Below are 17481 nucleotides of genomic sequence, written 5' to 3' on the forward strand. Positions count from 1 at the left end.
AGAAGTAGCTTGCTGTGTTTTTATCGCAAAGGAGGTGGTCTGAAACACTAGGACCTGACGGCGGTAACCTCACCCCACCCGCAACCCTACGCCCACCTCCATGGGCACCGTGACCAACATCCTCGACAGCCTCCGCAATGCGCTCACAGGCCAAGGCACGTCGCGCGATCCCCGCACCGCATCGGCGTACTGCGCGACCCGCGCCCTCACCCAGCACGAAATCCATGCCGCCTACTCCGGCTCTGGCCTGCTCAAGAAGATCATCCAGATCCCACCGCTCGACATGGTGCGGGAATGGCGCGACTGGTCCGGCCTCGACGATGACCAGGCCGCGCTGATCTGGGACGAGGAAAAGCGGCTCGGGCTGCGCGAGAAGGCGAAGCTTGCCGAGACCCTGCGCGGACTTGGCGGCGGCGCGTTCATCCTCGGCCTGCCTGGTCAGCCTGCCACGCCCGCACCGAAAGCGGTGGCCAAAGGTGGTCTCGCCTACATCAACGTCGTCTCGCGCTGGCACCTGACGTTCGATGCGCTGCAGGACGATGCCCGCCTTCCCGGCTACGGCGAGCCGCAGATGTGGCGCATGCAGACCGCAACCGGTCAGCAGCTCATTCATCCCTCGCGCGTCGTGACGTTCCGTGCCGACACCAGCGGTTCCCTGATTGCGAGCATGGCCAGCCAGGACGACGCCTACTGGGGCGAAAGCAGGCTGGAGCAGGTCCTTGAAGCAGTGAAGGACAGCGACACCGCGCGCGCGTCGTTCGCAGCGCTGCTTCACAAAGCCCGCCTAACCCGCATCGGTATTCCGAACCTGTCGGACATCGTGTCGACCAGCGACGGAGAGAGCCGCATTGGCGCCCGCCTCGGCATGATCGCGCTGGCGGAAAGCATGTACAACGCGGCGGTCTACGACAGCGGAAATGGCGCCGACGGCCCGGCGGAGAAGATCGACGACGTTGCCTACAACTTCGCCGGGGCCAAGGACGTTCTCAACGCCTTCGCCGAGTTCGCCGCCGCGATTTCCGACATCCCGGCGACGCGTCTGCTCGGCCGCGCCCCAGAAGGCATGAACTCGTCCGGCGACAGTCAGCAAAAGGACTGGTCGAAAAAGGTCCGCGCGATGCAGACCCTCGAACTCGGGCCCTGTCTCGACCGCGTCGACGCTTACCTCGTGCCCTCCGCGCTGGGGCGCGCCGAACCGAACGCCAGCTACGCATTTGCCCCGCTCGATGTCGAGACCGACAAGGAGCGCGCCGATCGCTTCGCCAAGCAGATGGAAGCGGCCGAGAAGCTGGCCGGCCTCAACGCAATGCCGGAGCAGGCATTCAACCGCGGCATCCAATCGCTGATGATCTCTGAGGGCTACCTCCCCGAACTTGAGGCGGCGCTGTCCGATATCCCCGACGACGAGCGCTATGGCATCGTTGCCGATCCCTCGCCCGAGGACATGAATCCCGATGGGACGAAAGGAGGTGATCCGGCTATCTCGGCTCCGGGCGGGACCTCGACCACCCCGCCTGTGGCTGCCAACGACGCCAGCCCGCGACCGCTGTATGTCCATCGCAAGTTGCTGAACGGCGGTGAGCTGATCGACTGGGCGAAAGCACAAGGCTTCGACGTGACGGTCCCTGCCGACCAGCTCCATGTCACCGTGCTATATTCTCGTGCCGCTGTCGATCCGATGGCGATGGGCGAAGGATGGTCGAGCGATCCCGATGGCGGTCTGGTGATCAAGGCTGGCGGTCCGCGCGCGCTCGAACGGTTCGGAGAAGGCGCCGTCGTCCTCCAGTTCGCGTCGTGGTCGCTGCAGTCGCGCCACGACGAGATGGTGCGCGCCGGCGCAAGTCACGACTATCCGGAATACCTGCCGCACGTGACGCTGACCTATCAGGCACCGGAAGGCATCGACCTCGAAGCGATCAAGCCGTTTTCCGGAGAGTTGCGCTTCGGGCCTGAGGTGTTCGAGCCGCTGGATCTGGACTGGAAGTCGAAGATTACGGAGGAGTGAGGTGCTAACCTTCGTGCCCATCTCGATCCGATCAGCAAAAGCTTTTGTTCGCGAGCACCATCGCCACAATCCATCGGTTGCTGGAGCAAGAACGGCCATCGGCTTGGAGCTTGACGGAAGGTTGGTTGGCGTAGGTCTCTTGGGCAATCCCAAGGCTCGCGAACTGGCAGCGGATCGAACGTGCGCCGAGGCTGTCAGGGTTTGCGTGTCACACGAAGCGCCGAAAGGTGCCAGCTCGAAAATCAATTCGAGGCTCAAGAGGATCTGGCAACTGCATGGCGGACGCCGATTCATCACCTACAACCGCGCGGACGAGTCCGGTGCTTCAATGCGTGGCGCAGGCTTAACCCCGACATCAGTCGTCAAAGGGCGGCAATGGAACTGCCAATCTCGGCCAAGGACGGTGGTCCAAGACGTCGTCGACAAGGTTCGGTGGGAGCAAGCCTTGAGCGAAGTGCCGGCCTGATGCGCTACGACCTCCGCGCAATGTTCGCCCAGCGCAAGCCGCGCCGCCGTACGGTCACTTTCCGCGAAGTCACTCTGCCCGCGACGCTGGCCTCGGACCTCTACGCCTCAGGCTATGCGCCCGTGGTCAAGGAATGGGACCAGGCCGTTGGCGTGATCGTCGCCGAGTACGACCGCAGCCTTTCGGAACTGACCACCGACGCCGCGCCCGAGCTGTCCGGCGTGATCGTATCCGTCGATGCTGGAATCTCGCGCTTGATGGTGACGCTACGCCTCAGGCTGGAGCGATGGGCCCAACGCGTCGAGCAGGCCCAGCGGCGCAAGTGGTCGACCAACGTGAAGCAGTCGACCGGGCTTGATATCTCGTCGATGGTTGGCCCTGCCGATGTCCGCGCGCCGCTCGGCACGGTGATAGAGCGGAACGTCGAGCTTGTGCGGTCCGTGTCGGATCAGGCGCGTGCCCGCATTTCCGATACTGTGTTTCGCGGCCTGGCGGAAAAGAAGCCGGCGCGGGCAGTTGCCGCCGAGATCCGTGAAGCCGTGGCGATGGGGCGGCGCCGGGCACTCAACATCGCGTCCGACCAGTTGTCGAAAGCAGCTGAGACGTTGAACGAGGAGCGGCGCAGGCAGGCGGGCCTGATGGCGTGGGAGTGGGTTTCGTCGCACAAGGTCAACTATCGGCCCGAGCATGCTGCCCGCGACGGCAAGCGCTACAGCGATGATCCTGCTGACGGTGCGCCGCCTCCACAGGACAGGCCAGGGCAGTTGCCGTTTTGTGGGTGTACGTCGCGGGCTGTGCTAAGCTTGGATGGGGAGTTTTAGAAGCGAAAGAAGCCACCTTTCCTCATATCGAATACTTGCATCATCGGCTCTGCTTCCACCTTCCGGGCATTACCAGGAATGGCTAACCACTCCTCGGCACCTCGGCAGATTTGTTCGCAAAAAAGGTCGACCTGAAGGACCAGTTGATTGTTGAAAGTGTTGTAGTGCATTACCAAACCGTCAGGCGGCCTGATGAATGCGAATTCTGCGACAGCAACTCGGGCCCGTTGCCGCTCAATATTGCCCTTGCCTTCATGGAGCATCGCACAGCGCAGGGCGTATATATCTCGAGCATCTAAAGGACGCGCCCCAGTCGGCACCAATTTTTGTGCCATGTGGCGATTCCACCAATTCACAAACCGAGCGCGGCTGCCTGCATTCGGTGCATCGTAACCACCACAAATGTCGGGAACTGATAAGGCAAGTGCTAGTGCTGCATGCCAAATGCCTGCGGATGCGCACGCTCGCAAATCATCAATCAAGTGCTGCATATCTTCCTCTGACGGCGGTAACGACGCCTAGCCTTACCGCATATCCCCGCCGTCGATGCAATTCGTCGACGCCCTTACCCTTGATGCACCGCGCCGCACCCGCGAAGGCTTCATGGCCGTCCGCGCCAAGGCCGCCAGGGTCGGCGTCTATGACTACCTCGGCTCCGAGATCGATCCGGAGAATAAGCACGGCCTGCGCGACAAGGGCATGGTCAAGGTGCTGCGCGACGAGGCCACCGTCTTCGACATGGCGGCGGTGCGGTCCTTCGTCGGCAAGCCGATCACCGACGATCACCCTACCGAGGCCGTCACTGCCGACAACTGGCGCCAGCACGCGCGCGGCACCGTCATGGGCGCGATCCGCGACGGCGATTATCTCGCGTTCGACCTCCTGCTGACCGACGCCGATGCGATTGCCAAGGTCGATGCCGGCAAGTGCGAACTCAGCAACGGTTATGCCGCGTCGCTGGAATTCGGCGACTTCGCAGCGCCCGACGGCACCAAGTGTGTCGCGCGCCAGACTTCCATCCAGGGCAACCACGTCGCGCTGGTGGACCGGGGTCGAGCTGGCCCCGAATGCCGCATCTCGGACGCGTTTGCGCACTGCGATGCAATTCCGACTACCATCATGGAGCCTGTCATGAAGACGATCATGCTCGACGGTATCCCCGTCAATCTGGGCGATGCAGCCGCCGTCGAAGCGGCGATCGCCAAGCTGCAGGACACTGCCGCCAAGGCCGCAACTGCCCTCACCGATGCCGAAGCCAAGCTCAGCACCGAGACCGGCAAGGTCGCCGCGCTCGAGAAGCAGCTCGCCGATGCCAAGGCCGAACTCGAACCGGCTCGTCTCGACCAGCTGGTTGCCGATCGCGCCGCGCTGGTGGCGAAGGTCAAGGCAATTGCGCCCGACCTGGTCGTCGATGGCAAGACCGACGCGGAAATCCGCCGCGCCGTGGTCGCTGCCAAGCTCGGCGATGCCTGCCCGAAGGATGACGCCGGCGTTGCCGGTGCGTTCGCGGTGCTGACCGCCACCAACGACGAAAAGCCTGAGGTGCACAACCTCGCCCCGGCGAAGTTCGCCGATTCCGCAACCGTCGTCGCGTCGATCCGCGCCGCGCGCTACGCCTAAGGAGGCTGACAGATGCCCGAACTTCAGACCAGCTACACCGGCACCGTCGCCAAGGGCTACGCCGGCATGATCGCCAATGGCGAAACCTCCAACCGCATCAGCCGCACCGTCGAGGATGCGGCCGGCATCGCATTCGGCAAGCCCGTCTATCGCGGCTCTGGCGATCACGGCTGCACCGCCACGGTCGGCACCCTCGCCACCTTCCTGGGCTGGACCGTCGCGACGTCGGCGATGGCCCCGGTCGCCGGTCAGGATGCCGACGAGTACCAGCAGTACGATACCGCCACGATCATCACTTCCGGCGCGATCTACGTCGCGGTCAAGGGCGCGGTGACTGATGGCGCGGCACTGACCGTCGGCACCGGCGGCGGAGCTGCCGACCTTGTTGGCGCCACAGCAGCCGACGCAACCCACATCGCGACGGGTTGGGTCGCGGACGAAACTGTCACCGACGGCCTGTGCCGCATCGTGAAGCGCTAAGGGGACTGAAACAATGACCGCACTTTCGTTCTTCGACCGCGCTTCGGGCCAGATCACTGACCCCGGCGCATTCATGCTGGCTGATGCCGCGACCAAGAAGCAGGTCATCGCGCTGTGGGCAAACGACAACGCCCGCCATGCCGCGACCTTCGCTGACAAGGTCGATGCGTTCCTTCAGGACGCCCAGGTCGGTTATGCCTTCCTGACGCCCCAGCTTCACCGCATCGAGGCCGAGGTCTACATGACCCGGTATCCCTCGTTCGACATCAGCCGTTTCATGACGGTCGATACCTCGGGCGACATGTGGGATGTCGGCACCGTCGTCTATTCCATGGACAATGTCGGCCAGGCTGAATTCATGGGCGGCGGCGCTTTCGACATGCCCTACGCTTCGACCCAGATGAACCAGGCCACGCGCAACTTCCATCTCGCCGCGATCGGCTACGAGTGGAACACGCAGGAAATGCAGCGCGCCGCCAAGCTCGGTCGCTCGCTCTCGTCTGACAAGGCGCAGGGTGCGGTTCTGGCTGCCGACCGCTTCATCTACGGCATTGCCATGACCGGCAAGACGCCACGCGGTGAAAGCGAAAAGGGCTGGACCGGCTTCATCAACAACGGTTCAGCGCCCTCCGCGCAGGTCGCGGCGGATGGCACTGGCTCCTCGCGCCTCTGGGCGGACAAGACGCCCGACCTGATCCTGCGTGACATCAATGCTGCGCTTACCGCTGTCGAGACTGGCACGGGCGAGACGCACATCGCCAATACGCTGGCCCTTCCAACGTCGCGCTACAACTACATCGCGACGACCCGCGTCGGCGACACCAACGCGACGATCCTGTCGTTCCTGCTGGCAAACAACGTGGCTGGCGAGGCTCTGACGATCCTCAAGAGCCGCGAACTCGAAACGGCCGGCACCGGCTCGACCACGCGCATGATCGCCTACGACAACAACCCGCAGGTTCTCAAGTTCATGCTGCCTGGCGCGCACCAGTTCCTGCCCGCGTTCCAGAAGTCCAGCCTCGTCTACGAGGTCGGCGGCATCATGAACGTCGGCGGCTGCGACGTCCGCCTGCCCAAGGCGATCGTCTACCGCGACAGCTTCTGAGGAGCGCTGACATGGCACAGGTCAAGAACATCAGCACTGGCCCGCGTGGCGCCTATCTCAAGGGCGCCTACGTGGAGGCCGAGGTGGGCGCGGTCATCGAGGCCGATGACTTCGCCGAGGAATGGTTCGAGGAGGTCAAGGCCTCCAAGGCCAAAGCGGACGCCAAGTCCGAATAACCTCGGGGTCGCAACAGGGGTGGCGAAGGGGCTGGCGGCAACGCTGGCCCCTTTTGCTTTGCCCTGACGGCGGTAACCTCATGTCGACGCCTGCGCCATGCCCACCCCATGGCCTACTCCGCCCCCACCGCAGCCACACTCAAGGCCCGCTACCCAGCCTTCACCGCCGTCGCCGACGCCACCATCGACTACTGGCTGGCCGAAGCGGCGGAGGATTGCGCGGGTTGGCCCGACAGCCTCAGGGCTCGCGGTGAAATGGCCCTCGCCGCGCATCGCATGGCAGAGTTGGGCATCGTCGCCGGCACTGTCCCCGCCGGCGTCACCTCGTTCAAGTCCGGCACCTTCTCGGCCACGGTTTCGGACGGAGTTGCATCGCGCACCGGCTACGACGCCACACTCTACGGTCGAGAGTTCCGCCAGCTGGCCCGCAGCGTATTCGGCGGACCGCGCCTTGCATGGCAGCCGAGCGCCGAGCCGTGCTGAACCAGATCTTCGCCAGCCTTGCCACAGGCTTTGCCGCGCAATTCGGCGCGCCGTTTCAGGACGTGTCGGCGACGTGGCCGGGCACCGCGGTCTATGACGACGGGGGCAGCATCGTGACCCCTGGCACGCCGGTTTCGCTGCCCTGCAAGGCGCAATTCGACGTGCCGACCGAGGCGATGCGCAGTGATCCCGGCTTTCTCGAAAAGGACATGCGGCTAATCGTCCTCACTGCCACGCTCGACGGTACTCTCGACAGCGAAGCCAATATCGTCGTCGCCACCGGCGAGCATGCCGGCACATGGTCGCTGGAATCCATCACGGGCGATCCCGCTGGCATCGGTTGGGAATGCCGCGCCCGAAAGATCGCCTGATGGCGATGAAGGGCGCAGACAAGCACCTGCGGAGGTTGCGCCGGTTGAGCGACGAAGCCGTCGACATGGCCGGTAAGGTCGTGTTCGTCGGCTCCGACATGGTCCGCGCCGAGGCCTTCCGCTCGATCTCGGCGGGGTCGGTGTCCGGAAAGAACCACGTGCCCAGCGCACCTGGCGAACCGCCCAACCGCGATACCGGGGTCTTGCAGGATAACCTTGTCAACGAGAAGACCGGTCCACTCAGCGCCGAAGTGCGGTCCGAGGGCCCCTATGCCACCGAACTCGAACTCGGAACGTCGAAGATGGAGGCGCGCCCGTATATGCGCCCCGCGCGCGACGCGACCGAGCCGAAGATTCAGCGCCTGTTCCGCGAGGAAATGGGCAAGCTGGTGAGGAGGTCGGGCAAATGAAGACAATCAAGCTCGCGAAGGCTTGGACCTATCGCACCCCGGAAGTGACGATCGACTATCTGGCCGGGGAACATCAGGTCCGGGACGAAATCGCGGCACAGGCACCGAAGGAGAAGCGCAATGGCGGTAGGACTGCAAAAGCTCGTCCGGCGCGCGCTGCTGTCGCGCCTGAAGGCTGACGCTGCCCTGACCGCTCTAGTCCCGGCGGCATCGATCAATCCGCCAGGCGCTCCGGCGTGGCCTTTCATCGTCCTTCGCGCGCCGGTCACGCAGCGGCTCAAGGCGGCCTGCGTCAACGGTGGTCAGGGCTCGTGGGATGTGCATGCTTTCGCAGGCCCTCGTCTGTCAGGTGGGGCCGTCGTGGAAACTGCCGAGGATCATGCAGGATCGATCGGCGCGGCCATCGAAACCGCTCTGGCGGACAACTGGCTAGCGCTACCTGCAGGTTCCCGTGCCCGGATCAGGCTCAGCGATATCCGGTTGCTGACCGACGGCGACCCCGACCACTATCACTGGTTCTGCCAGTGCAATTGGCGAGTGCTTTCGGCCTGATGGCGTGATACCTTCGCGCCGTGGACTACCTCACCAAGGACCAACTCGGCTCGCTGCTGGCCGTGCTGATCGCGCAGTTGCAGCGCAATGGCGTCCTGACACCCGATGACTTCGACACCATGAAGCGCAGGTTGATCGAAGGTGACGACGAGGTTGTGGCCGATGCCATCACGGGTGTCCTGCTCAGCGACATCATCGACGAACCGCAGCGCCGGCGGGCGACGATGCATGTGATTGCTGAGCAGGATTAGCTAACTTTTAGGCCGCCTCCCGCCACTCGCGGTCATGACGGAACTGCAGCGGGACCACGTTTGTCTCGTCCATTCTATCCAAATGTTCAGTCATCTCTCTGATGAGCTTCGCAAGCTCTTCGTCCGGAAGCATGGCCATGAGAACCATGACCCGCAACATACGGTCTGCCGGCCCTGGAATTTCCACTTGCCCCTTTTCCCAGCGCGCAACGGTCTGGCTGGAAACGCCAAGTACTTTCGCCAAGCTGCTTTGAGTATGGTCAATGGCAACCCGCATGAAGCGGATTTCCTTGGGGGCCAATGTCTTTCGGTGCTCCGCCAGATTGAGAGCAATCACCTTATGCAATCCTTCGCGGTCTTGCACATAAGTAAAGGTTTCCCCGTCAATTTCCTCAATCTCATAGCCATTGCACAGGTAAATACCATCCAGCCCGCAACCTCTATACAGAAGAGGTTCGGCGCACATGGCTTCGCCCTCAATATAGTAGTGTTCAGCTTCGCTGGTCATTTTAGGTCTTCCCATTCGACGGTCTTGATGAAGAGGCGCTTGTTGCGGATCACGATCGTGACCACCCCAATCTCTCTCATCCCCCGCATCTTCTCGACAATTTTACATTTCCATTCCGCGGGTCGATCACCAGGGGTGACATCGCCACGGATCTCTCCGGTCTTGAGGGCCCGTAGAACTTGGACGTCGGAAATTCCGCGCTCTTCCATCCTCTCGATGGCATGGCTTCCAAAGGCAACCTCGCCTACGTCAGCCAGCTCGTGAATGCGTCTTTCGAGCTTTTCCCGCTCGAGTCGCATTTCGATAATGCGTCGTTCCGGTTCCCTCATCCACCTGTCATTATGATAGGTGGTACACGCAGTCAATGAAGAAAGCGTTGATTGGTTCCCTCGATGGTACGGCCATTAGGCCGCCCTCTGACGGCGGTAACGACCGACCCTGACCCAGCCTAAGCCCTTCGCGATGATTGCGAGGAGCCCGCGCTGATGTCCCTTCCCGTCGAAGCCGATTTCGCCCTGATCAAACTCGGCGATGGTGCGACCCCAACCGAAGTGTTCGCCATTGCCTGCGGCCTGCAGGATGTGAACGTCAATCGCACCGCCAACAGCTCGGACCGCTTCGTCCGCGACTGCGCCAAGCCCGGCGAGGTTCCCACCCGCAAGGTTCGCGTGAACGGCAAGCAGCTCGACATCACGGGTTCCGGCCTCATCGACAAGACCCACATCGACACGTTCGAGGAGGCGCTGGGCACCGCGAAGAACTACAAGGTCGAACTATATGCCGACGACGGAACGGACGCTGGCGATCTAATCGGCACTTTCGCCGGGCCGTTTGTGATGACCGCCGCCAACATGGCGATCACGCGTGAAGGTGGCGGCACTGCCGAAGTTACCCTCGCCAACCACGGCCCATGGACCTGGACGCCGGCCGGGTAATCCATGGAAACGCGGATCAACCGCCTATTCGCAGGTGAGGAGCGCGCCTTCTGGCTTCCGATGTCGCGCGTCATTGCATTCGAGCGCGAGGCGGGTTGCTCGATTTTTGCCCTGTTCTACGCGCTGGGTGAGAACCTTGGCGCGGCGGAAAGCGGCGACATGGTCCTGATCGGGGCGAGCGACGCACGGCTAAAGCAGTGCCATTCCCTGATCTCCAACGCCCTCATCGGCGCGGGCGAGAGCGAGCAGGAAGCCCGCGACCTTATCCAGACCTATTGCTTCCCAGCGCGACCAGCGATTCATGACGCGGCACTGGCGTTCCAGATCCTCCGCGCTGCGATCTACGGCATCCAGTTGCCGGAAGGCTCAAAAAAAAAGGCCGACGACGCGACGTTGAGCCCTTCGTAAAGGGTGTCGTCATCGGCAATTGCGGTGAGCTAGGGCTGAACTGGGAGCGCACCTCCCTTTCCATGTACTACGAGGCAATCGCCGCTCGCGATCCGGAGCAGCAAAAGGATGCGGCTGCCGACACGGTGGGTTTGTCGCGGTTCCTCTCGGCGCATGCGACGGGCTGAAGTTGACGCGACGCGCCTCGGGGTGCCATTTCCGACGTCATGTTGAACCTCCAAGGACCATGGGTCGTTCGCGGCCTGGCGGCGATAGGTACCCTACTCATTTTCATGGGCCTGTGGCTGGCGTGGGGCACGTTGCGCATGCACACCCCCCAACCGGAATACGGCGAGGCTGCGATCTACATGATCCAGCTTGCCGAGCAGCAGGTCTATGTCACCCGTCTGATCCTCGCTGCGGCCCTATTTATAGCCGGTGTGGTCAGCTGGGTTGGGGCCTGCATCGTGGCCGCAATCCACGGCAAGCCCTGACGGCGGTAACCTGCCCTCCCCTCGAAACATAGGTTCGCCCCGCCACCGGAGCGGACCCAATGCCAGAGATCGATCCCGTCATTCTGCAGCTTCAGGCGGACCTGAAGCAGTATCGCTCTGACCTCACCGGCGCCCAGAGGCTCACCGAAACGAAGCTCGCCGCCATCGAGGCTCGCGGCGTCGCGATGGGGCAGAACATCCGCAAGGGCTTTGACCTCGCGAAGGGCGCGGCGATTGGCTTCCTCGCAACGGTCAGTGTCGACGCGCTGACACAGGCGGCCAAGCGCGGCCTCGATTATGCATCCAGCCTCGGGGAAGTTGCGCAGCAACTCGGCGTAACCACGGACGCGCTTCAGGAATATCGCTACGCCGCGTCGCAGGCTGGTCTTTCCCAGGAGGAAATGGACCAGGCGCTGTCGCAGCTCACCCGCCGCATTGGCGAGGCAGCGAGCGGGACAAAGGCGCAGGCCGAGGCCTTCACGAAGCTCGGCATCTCGGTCAAGGACGCGAACGGGAACGTCATGGACGCCGGTCGGGCGATCCCCATGATCGCCGATGCGCTGCAAAAGATCGAGAGCCCGGCCGAGCGCGCCGCGATCCTCATGGACTTGTTCGGACGCGCCGGCCAGAAGCTCGAACCGCTGCTTTCGGGTGGTTCGGCGGCTGTGAACGAGTTGCGCGACGCGGCGCACAAGCTCGGCATCGTCCTGTCGGAAGACCAGATTCAACGGGCGGACGAGACGGCGGACAAGCTTTCCGCTCTCAAGCAAGTCCTTGAGGCGCGTATCGCGGGGGCAGTCTCGGACAACGCCAGTGCGATCCTCTCGCTTGCCAACGCGCTGGCCAGCGTCGTTGACTGGGCGGGCAAGGCCGCAGACGCCTACCGCCGGTTCAAGCTCGAACAGGGGCTGCGGGAATCGCAGGCGATGCAGACGGGCTGGTTCCGCTCCGATGCTGACCGCGCCAAGGGCCAGCGGGACGAGCAGCTGTATCGCTACGAAATTGCCAAGATGGACGGCAAGGTCGACACGACCGGCGGCTTCCGGGACTACCGCATCACCGGGATCGGAGGCGCCAGCGCAACCCCAGCACCCGGGGCTGTCGCATCTGCGGCGACAACTAAGAAGACGAAGGCAGCTACTGCCGGACCTTCAGGCCCATCTGCCGCCGAGATCATGGCCCGCATCGACAGCCAGTTGGCGTCTATGGCGCAGCAGGCCCTGTCCGCGATGGAGAGCGTCGCCAAGTCCGCCGATGAGCGTGCGGAACTTGAACTGCGCAGCGTCGAGCTGGCGCGCGTTCGGGCCTTGCGAGAGGTTGACACTGACACGGACCTTGACCGGCTCGGCAAAGAGGGAGCGGCGAACCAGCGTGCGCGCCTCAAGACGCAGATCGAGGCGTTGGCCGATGCCGAACGCGACCGCATCGAGCAGCGCCGGAAGGCGGAACTCGAACAAGACGCCCGCGACCTCGCCCAGGAACGCTACAGCACCGATCGCGACGGATTGCAGATCCAGTACGATCTCGCGGACAGTCAGACCGAGCGGAAACGCCTTGCGCTCGAAATGCTCGACCTCGAGCTGCGCTATCAGAAGGCGCTGCTCGAAGGCGTGATCGCTTCGGAAACTGCGACCGAGGCAGAGAAAAAGCGCGCTCAGGCGGCACTCGACGGTCTTAATGCAACAGCATCCGGCAAGCGCGAGGCGGCCTCGCGGTCCAACGAGACGCCGCTGGAAGCATATCGTCGGAAGCTCGATCGCAGTCCGGACGCGATCAACGAGCAAGTCGAATCCTACGTCGTCGAAGAACTCGACAACGTCCGCGACGGCATCCGCGGTGCGCTGGAAAAGGCGATCGGCACCGACGATCCGCTGATTTCTGGCCTGCTGAACCTCTTGATCGAGCAGGTCATTCTGCGTCCACTCGCCGAAGCTCTGGCGAGCGCGTCCGGCGGGGGCGGCGGATTTCTCGGTGCCGTCGCGTCCGGCATCGGCTCATTGTTCGGCCGAGCATCGGGCGGATACGTCGCGCCTGGCCAGATGGTGCGGGTCAACGAAGGCGCGTCGCCGGGTCGCGTGGAAGGCTTCATCCCGCAGGGCGGCGGACACATCGTGCCGCTGGGCCGCATGAATGCGCTGCGCCAGGCAGGCGGTCAGAAGGTTTTTCAGATCAGCATCGACGCTCGCAACAGCGTTACCCCCGACGGATTTGCGCGCGAACTGTCGAGCCAAATCCTGCGCCAGGCCGCCGCGATGGACGGCCAGACTGCGCAAGCAGTCCTCAAGGCCGCGCCGGGCCGGATGAGCCAGTACCAGCGGGACAAAATCTGATGCCCTCGTACCGCGAAAGCTTCGTGTTCTACATCGATACCCCAGATCCGGCTGTATTCTGGTCCGGCGTCGGCCCGCTCCTTCTTGCGGCCGATGCCGTGGTCCCGAGCCCGATAATCATCATGGGCGCAGGGCAGCTTGTCGACATTCCCGCTCTGGAGCAGCTGATCAACGGCAAGGCGCAGCGTCTCGAAGTTACACTGTCGGGCGTCAGCGAGGAAACAGTCGCGCTTGCTGCCGAAGAGGCCCCTACCATACCGGGGGCACCGGTTTACATCGGCCGGATCGAGTTCGACGAAAACTGGCAGGTCGTGGCCATCGAATGGGAATGGACCGGTCAGGGCATCGGGCTATCGGTGAGCAGTCAGGACAGCAGCGGCCTGCGTGTTCGAAGCCTCGTTCTGACGATCGGCGCTGGTGACACCTCACGTCGTCGGTCGGCCTTTGCCTACTTCACCGATGCCGACCAGCGCTACGACTTCCCGGACGACGCTGTGTTCAGCAACGTCGGGGGCATCTCGCAGGGCACGACCCGTCGCTGGGGGCCGAACTGATGCCGGATCTGGGCGACTTCCTCGTTGCAGCCTCGCATCGCAAACATCGCTACGGCGAATGGGATTGCTGCACGTTCCCGGCAGACTGGTGCATCGCCAACGGCTGGCCTGACCCGATGGCCGAGTGGCGGGGCGGCTACATCGACGCCAGCGCTGCCGATGACGGGCTTCTGCCCTTGTTCGCCGCAGGCATGTTCGGCTCCGGCATTGGCGCCACGAAAGAACCGGTCGCGGGCGACGTAGGTGTCGTCTCGGTCCTGGGGCAGGAGGCGGGGGCGATCTTCACTGGCAAGCGGTGGGCGTTGGTCGCGCCGCGCGGACTGGCTTTCGCTTCGCTGGAGCCGAGTTGTGTCCTGATGGCTTGGAGTGTGACGCGTGGGTAAACTGCTGGGCTCCATATTGCTGATCGGCGCGGCGCTGGCTGTAAATTTCATCCCGGGTGTCGGACAGGCACTCAGCGGTGCGCTCGGCGGCGTCATTGCAGGCACGGGTGTCTACGCCACTACGGCGTTTTCGATCGCATCGACCCTCGTATCCGGCCTGACGCTGGGCGTGACTGCGTTGGGTTTGCAATCCCTTGGCGGCATTCTCGGCTCAGGCGGGATCAAATCCGAAACCCTCGAATCCGCCAAGAAACAACCTCGTCCAGAGCGCGTGTCGGCCTATGGCCGCCTCCGACTCTACGGCGCGTGGATCGTCTACGAGACGGCCTCGGAAAGCAGCGTCGTTTCCGGCGGAGGCGTCGGCACTGCCGTCGACATCTTCGCCATCCACGACGGCGAAATGGACGGTCTGGAACAGCGCTATCTCAACGACGACAAGGTCTACCTGTCCGGCGATTTCGTGACGCCGGGTTCTGACGGGCGATACGGAGACCTCAAGGTCAGCTTCTACCACACGACCGGTACCATCCCCGGCACGGGCGGGACGAACGACCCCGCAAAGCGCCTTCTCGGACCGTCGGTCTGGACCGAAGATCACCGTGGCGACGGTGTTGTCCTCGTTTTTCTGTTCTGCGCTCCGGTCTCGAAGAAGTTCCAGGAGATCTACCCGCAGGGCATTGCACCGATCCCGTCGCTGGTCGCGCGCTGGCAGGCTTGCCCAGATCCAGCGGCTGTCGATCCCCTTGACGAGGGCAGCTGGACGTGGACCGAGAACCCGGTGCGTCAGCTTCTGCACTACATGCTGGTACGCGAAGGTCCGCGCCCTGCCCTGCCACGCAGCCACGTCGACTATGCCACGGAACTCGCGGCGCTGCGCACTGCCTGGTGGAACCGCTACATTGCACCGACGCTGAACTACTGGACCGACGCCGCCGCCGTTTGCGATGAGGCTCGCTCGCTCAAGGCGGGCGGATCGGAAGCAAAGTATCGGTGCTGTCTCGCCCACAAGCACACGGATTCACCGGAGGAGGTCAAGAGCGCCTTCCTGACTGCGTTCGATGGCTGGATGGCACCGCGCGCGGACGGGGCGTACGTGATCTATGCCGGCAAGAGTTACACGCCGACGGTCAGCATCGGACCGGACGAGATCGTCTCCTATACGTGGGACGGCGGCGGCGTCGACGACGACGAGGCGGTCAACGAGCTGGTGTGCACCTATGTCTCGTCGCTCCACGACTATAACACCGTCCAGTGCGACCCGTGGCGTGACGACGGCGACATCACCGCGCGCGGCCGGATACTGTCCTCGAACTTCGATCCCAACGTGCCCAGCCATGCCCAGAGCCGCTATCTGGCGAAGCGCAAGATGGCGCGCCAGAACGCGATCAATCGCGGAACCGTGACGACCAACATTGCCGGTCGCGCCGCGCGCGGCGAACGCTACATCAACCTGCGCATCGAGGAGGCCGGGGCGGTTTTCTTTGATGGCGTGGCTGAAATCACGGGCCTGTCGCGTTCGCTGACGGGGGGCGTGACGTTCCAGTGGGTCGAGTTCGATCCCAATGTCGATGCATGGACGCCAGTCACCGAGGAAGGCGAACCGGCGGCCGTCGGGAACCGGGTAGCGCCCGAATCCCTCACAACGCCGAGCATCACGGGGTCGGCGGCGGAGTTTGATGGCGCGGACGCCTACCTCGCGCTCGATGTGGATGGGCCCGACCGCGACGACGTAACCTGGTTCGCGCATTGGCGCATCGATGGTGCAACGGTCTGGGGGGCTGATCTCACCTATCCCGATATCGATGCCGGTTCACCGATCGCTCTACGGGTCGGGCCGGTGACCGTAGATCAGGATATCGAGGTGGAAGTGGCCTATCAGGTCGGGGACGGGCGCGTGTCCGAGTGGTCGGCGCCGGTCACGGTCAGCACGGTCTCCGAAATCATCTACGACGGTGGCACGGCATGACGACGACCGTCTCGATCCGCTTCAAGTTCCGGCGCGGGACCGCTTCCGAGTGGACGACCGCAAATCCGGTGTTGCTTGCCGGGGAGCCGGGTCTGGAAACCGACACCGGCAAGATGAAGTTTGGCGACGGTACAACTGCTTGGAACAGCCTGGCCTATTTCGGCGGTACTCCGGTGATTGCCGATGGGTCTATCACGCTCGCCAAGTTGGCTGACGTTGCGACCGGGACCGTGTTCTATCGCAAGACCGCAGGCTCTGGCGCTCCCGAAGTCCAGACCCTTGCTACGCTGAAGACGGATCTCGGGCTTACTGGCACCAACAGCGGCGATGCCCCGTGCATCATCGACATCTTCACCTCTAGCGGTACATGGACGAAGCGGGCCGGCCTCAAGGCGGCACGCACTGTGGTCATCGGCGCCGGCGGCGGTGGCGCCGCCGGCCGCAAAGGTGCGGCAGGTTCTGCCCGATCGGGCGGCGGCGGAGGGGGCGGCGGTGCGTTCTCTGAATCCATCATTCCGGCAACGCTGCTCGGTGCGACAGAAACGGTCACGGTTGGAACTGGCGGCGCCGGCGCTCCTGCGCAGTCTACAAACTCAACCGATGGAGCGGCGGGCACTGCGGGCGGGCTGTCGTCCTTCGGGGGGCATGTCTACGCGCGCGGGGGCAATGGCGGCAGCGCGGGTGCATCTGCCAACCTCGCGGCAGGATTTGCGGCGGGCGGCGTGTTCTCTGGCGGTACTGGCGGCCCGACCAGTGTGACTGCGACACCTTCGGCTGCGTCATCGGTCGGCACGTTTGCCGCAACTGGTGGCGGCGGTGGCGGTTCGATCAGCACCGGCAATTCCGCGCTCACTCCCGGCACTGGTGGTTCGCAAACTGCGGGCGCAAGCCTCAACGGCGGCACTGCGGGCACTGCCGGTGGTAATGGCGGTGCGGGCAATGCGCCAGCGGCCGGAACTCCCCGTGGCGGCTCTGGCGGTGGCGGCGGCGCGCCCAACCTGTCGGGCAACAGCGGCGCTGGCGGCAACGGCGGTCTCTATGGCGGCGGCGGCGGTGGCGGCGGTGCAGGCGTCGATTCCGTGGGCAACAGCGGCGCTGGCGGCAACGGCGCAGACGGCTTGGTCATAGTCTTCAACTACTTCTGAGATTGACGGCGGTAACGGGAACCAAGGTGAAGCCATAGC

At 63.8% G+C, this 17481-nt stretch carries 24 protein-coding genes; 21 read left to right on the plus strand and 3 right to left on the minus strand.

The genetic code is table 11. The annotated features are described in order from the left end of the window. The first annotated feature begins 100 nt into the window (after nucleotides 1-100). From SARO_RS13805 to SARO_RS13815, 3 genes are read left to right on the plus strand one after another with little or no spacing between them, the layout of a single operon-like run. Nucleotides 101-2005: a phage portal protein gene (locus SARO_RS13805; protein ID WP_011446360.1), complete on the plus strand. Its 1905-nt coding sequence runs from the start codon at nucleotides 101-103 to the stop codon at nucleotides 2003-2005. Between the two features lie 13 nt (nucleotides 2006-2018). After that, nucleotides 2019-2471, plus strand: a complete 453-nt coding sequence (locus SARO_RS21735) for an XF1762 family protein (RefSeq protein ID WP_369596454.1) — start codon at nucleotides 2019-2021, stop codon at nucleotides 2469-2471. Further along, nucleotides 2471-3292, plus strand: coding sequence for a phage minor head protein (locus SARO_RS13815; protein ID WP_011446362.1), 822 nt, complete (start codon nucleotides 2471-2473; stop codon nucleotides 3290-3292). The genes SARO_RS21735 and SARO_RS13815 overlap by 1 nt, the downstream gene beginning before the upstream one ends. Here SARO_RS13815 and SARO_RS21125 read toward each other — a convergent pair. Beyond that, nucleotides 3289-3774, minus strand: coding sequence for a hypothetical protein (locus SARO_RS21125; protein ID WP_157042441.1), 486 nt, complete (start codon nucleotides 3772-3774; stop codon nucleotides 3289-3291). The two genes, SARO_RS13815 and SARO_RS21125, sit on opposite strands and share 4 nt — an antisense overlap. Before the next feature lie 64 nt (nucleotides 3775-3838). On the opposite strand from SARO_RS21125, the gene SARO_RS13825 reads away from it, so the two are divergent. From SARO_RS13825 to SARO_RS13860, 10 genes are all read left to right on the plus strand, one after another. After that, the gene (locus tag SARO_RS13825; protein ID WP_011446364.1) at nucleotides 3839-4912 is read left to right on the plus strand and encodes a DUF2213 domain-containing protein; all 1074 of its coding nucleotides are present in this window, start codon (nucleotides 3839-3841) and stop codon (nucleotides 4910-4912) included. Nucleotides 4913-4924: 12 nt separating this feature from the next. After that, nucleotides 4925-5392: a structural cement protein Gp24 gene (locus tag SARO_RS13830; protein ID WP_011446365.1), complete on the plus strand. Its 468-nt coding sequence runs from the start codon at nucleotides 4925-4927 to the stop codon at nucleotides 5390-5392. A gap of 13 nt (nucleotides 5393-5405) precedes the next feature. Then, a complete protein-coding gene (locus tag SARO_RS13835; protein ID WP_011446366.1) occupies nucleotides 5406-6497 on the plus strand; it encodes a DUF2184 domain-containing protein in 1092 nt (363 codons plus the stop codon). A gap of 11 nt (nucleotides 6498-6508) precedes the next feature. Further along, nucleotides 6509-6673, plus strand: coding sequence for a hypothetical protein (locus SARO_RS21130; protein ID WP_011446367.1), 165 nt, complete (start codon nucleotides 6509-6511; stop codon nucleotides 6671-6673). 108 nt (nucleotides 6674-6781) lie between these two features. Then, on the plus strand, nucleotides 6782-7156 hold the full coding sequence (locus SARO_RS13840; protein ID WP_011446368.1) for a DUF4054 domain-containing protein: 375 nt from the start codon (nucleotides 6782-6784) through the stop codon (nucleotides 7154-7156). Further along, a complete protein-coding gene (locus tag SARO_RS13845) occupies nucleotides 7129-7527 on the plus strand; it encodes a hypothetical protein (RefSeq protein ID WP_049759406.1) in 399 nt (132 codons plus the stop codon). Before SARO_RS13840 ends, SARO_RS13845 begins: the two co-directional genes overlap by 28 nt. Before the next feature lie 5 nt (nucleotides 7528-7532). Beyond that, nucleotides 7533-7937, plus strand: a complete 405-nt coding sequence (locus SARO_RS13850) for an HK97-gp10 family putative phage morphogenesis protein (RefSeq protein WP_049759539.1) — start codon at nucleotides 7533-7535, stop codon at nucleotides 7935-7937. Further along, entirely contained in the window at nucleotides 7934-8116 is a 183-nt protein-coding gene (locus tag SARO_RS21135; RefSeq protein ID WP_143004994.1) for a hypothetical protein, read from the plus strand. Before SARO_RS13850 ends, SARO_RS21135 begins: the two co-directional genes overlap by 4 nt. Continuing rightward, on the plus strand, nucleotides 8058-8489 hold the full coding sequence (locus tag SARO_RS20290; protein WP_011446371.1) for a DUF3168 domain-containing protein: 432 nt from the start codon (nucleotides 8058-8060) through the stop codon (nucleotides 8487-8489). The genes SARO_RS21135 and SARO_RS20290 overlap by 59 nt, the downstream gene beginning before the upstream one ends. A 20-nt stretch (nucleotides 8490-8509) precedes the next feature. Beyond that, nucleotides 8510-8740, plus strand: a complete 231-nt coding sequence (locus SARO_RS13860; RefSeq protein ID WP_011446372.1) for a hypothetical protein — start codon at nucleotides 8510-8512, stop codon at nucleotides 8738-8740. A gap of 7 nt (nucleotides 8741-8747) precedes the next feature. Here SARO_RS13860 and SARO_RS13865 read toward each other — a convergent pair whose 3' ends face one another. Both SARO_RS13865 and SARO_RS13870 read right to left on the minus strand, forming a co-directional pair. Continuing rightward, nucleotides 8748-9248, minus strand: a complete 501-nt coding sequence (locus SARO_RS13865) for a helix-turn-helix domain-containing protein (RefSeq protein ID WP_011446373.1) — start codon at nucleotides 9246-9248, stop codon at nucleotides 8748-8750. Then, on the minus strand, nucleotides 9245-9577 hold the full coding sequence (locus SARO_RS13870) for a DUF4258 domain-containing protein (protein ID WP_011446374.1): 333 nt from the start codon (nucleotides 9575-9577) through the stop codon (nucleotides 9245-9247). Before SARO_RS13870 ends, SARO_RS13865 begins: the two co-directional genes overlap by 4 nt. A gap of 156 nt (nucleotides 9578-9733) precedes the next feature. Between SARO_RS13870 and SARO_RS13875 the strand changes: the two genes are divergently transcribed. The 8 genes from SARO_RS13875 (at nucleotide 9734) to SARO_RS21610 (ending at nucleotide 17442) form a co-directional block, all read left to right on the plus strand. Next, the gene (locus SARO_RS13875; protein WP_011446375.1) at nucleotides 9734-10183 is read left to right on the plus strand and encodes a hypothetical protein; all 450 of its coding nucleotides are present in this window, start codon (nucleotides 9734-9736) and stop codon (nucleotides 10181-10183) included. A gap of 3 nt (nucleotides 10184-10186) precedes the next feature. Beyond that, the gene (locus SARO_RS13880) at nucleotides 10187-10591 is read left to right on the plus strand and encodes a GTA-gp10 family protein (RefSeq protein WP_011446376.1); all 405 of its coding nucleotides are present in this window, start codon (nucleotides 10187-10189) and stop codon (nucleotides 10589-10591) included. Nucleotides 10592-10797: 206 nt separating this feature from the next. After that, nucleotides 10798-11064, plus strand: coding sequence for a hypothetical protein (locus tag SARO_RS21365; RefSeq protein WP_011446377.1), 267 nt, complete (start codon nucleotides 10798-10800; stop codon nucleotides 11062-11064). A gap of 59 nt (nucleotides 11065-11123) precedes the next feature. Then, nucleotides 11124-13394, plus strand: a complete 2271-nt coding sequence (locus tag SARO_RS13890; protein ID WP_011446378.1) for a phage tail tape measure protein — start codon at nucleotides 11124-11126, stop codon at nucleotides 13392-13394. Next, entirely contained in the window at nucleotides 13394-13948 is a 555-nt protein-coding gene (locus SARO_RS13895) for a hypothetical protein (RefSeq protein WP_011446379.1), read from the plus strand. Before SARO_RS13890 ends, SARO_RS13895 begins: the two co-directional genes overlap by 1 nt. Next, the gene (locus tag SARO_RS13900; RefSeq protein ID WP_011446380.1) at nucleotides 13948-14331 is read left to right on the plus strand and encodes a DUF6950 family protein; all 384 of its coding nucleotides are present in this window, start codon (nucleotides 13948-13950) and stop codon (nucleotides 14329-14331) included. Before SARO_RS13895 ends, SARO_RS13900 begins: the two co-directional genes overlap by 1 nt. After that, entirely contained in the window at nucleotides 14324-16297 is a 1974-nt protein-coding gene (locus SARO_RS13905; RefSeq protein WP_011446381.1) for a hypothetical protein, read from the plus strand. Before SARO_RS13900 ends, SARO_RS13905 begins: the two co-directional genes overlap by 8 nt. Then, nucleotides 16294-17442: a glycine-rich domain-containing protein gene (locus tag SARO_RS21610; RefSeq protein ID WP_011446382.1), complete on the plus strand. Its 1149-nt coding sequence runs from the start codon at nucleotides 16294-16296 to the stop codon at nucleotides 17440-17442. Before SARO_RS13905 ends, SARO_RS21610 begins: the two co-directional genes overlap by 4 nt. Nucleotides 17443-17481: the final 39 nt, after the last annotated feature.

Origin of the sequence: Novosphingobium aromaticivorans DSM 12444 (assembly GCF_000013325.1) — a bacterium.
In the GTDB taxonomy this organism is placed as follows: domain Bacteria; phylum Pseudomonadota; class Alphaproteobacteria; order Sphingomonadales; family Sphingomonadaceae; genus Novosphingobium; species Novosphingobium aromaticivorans.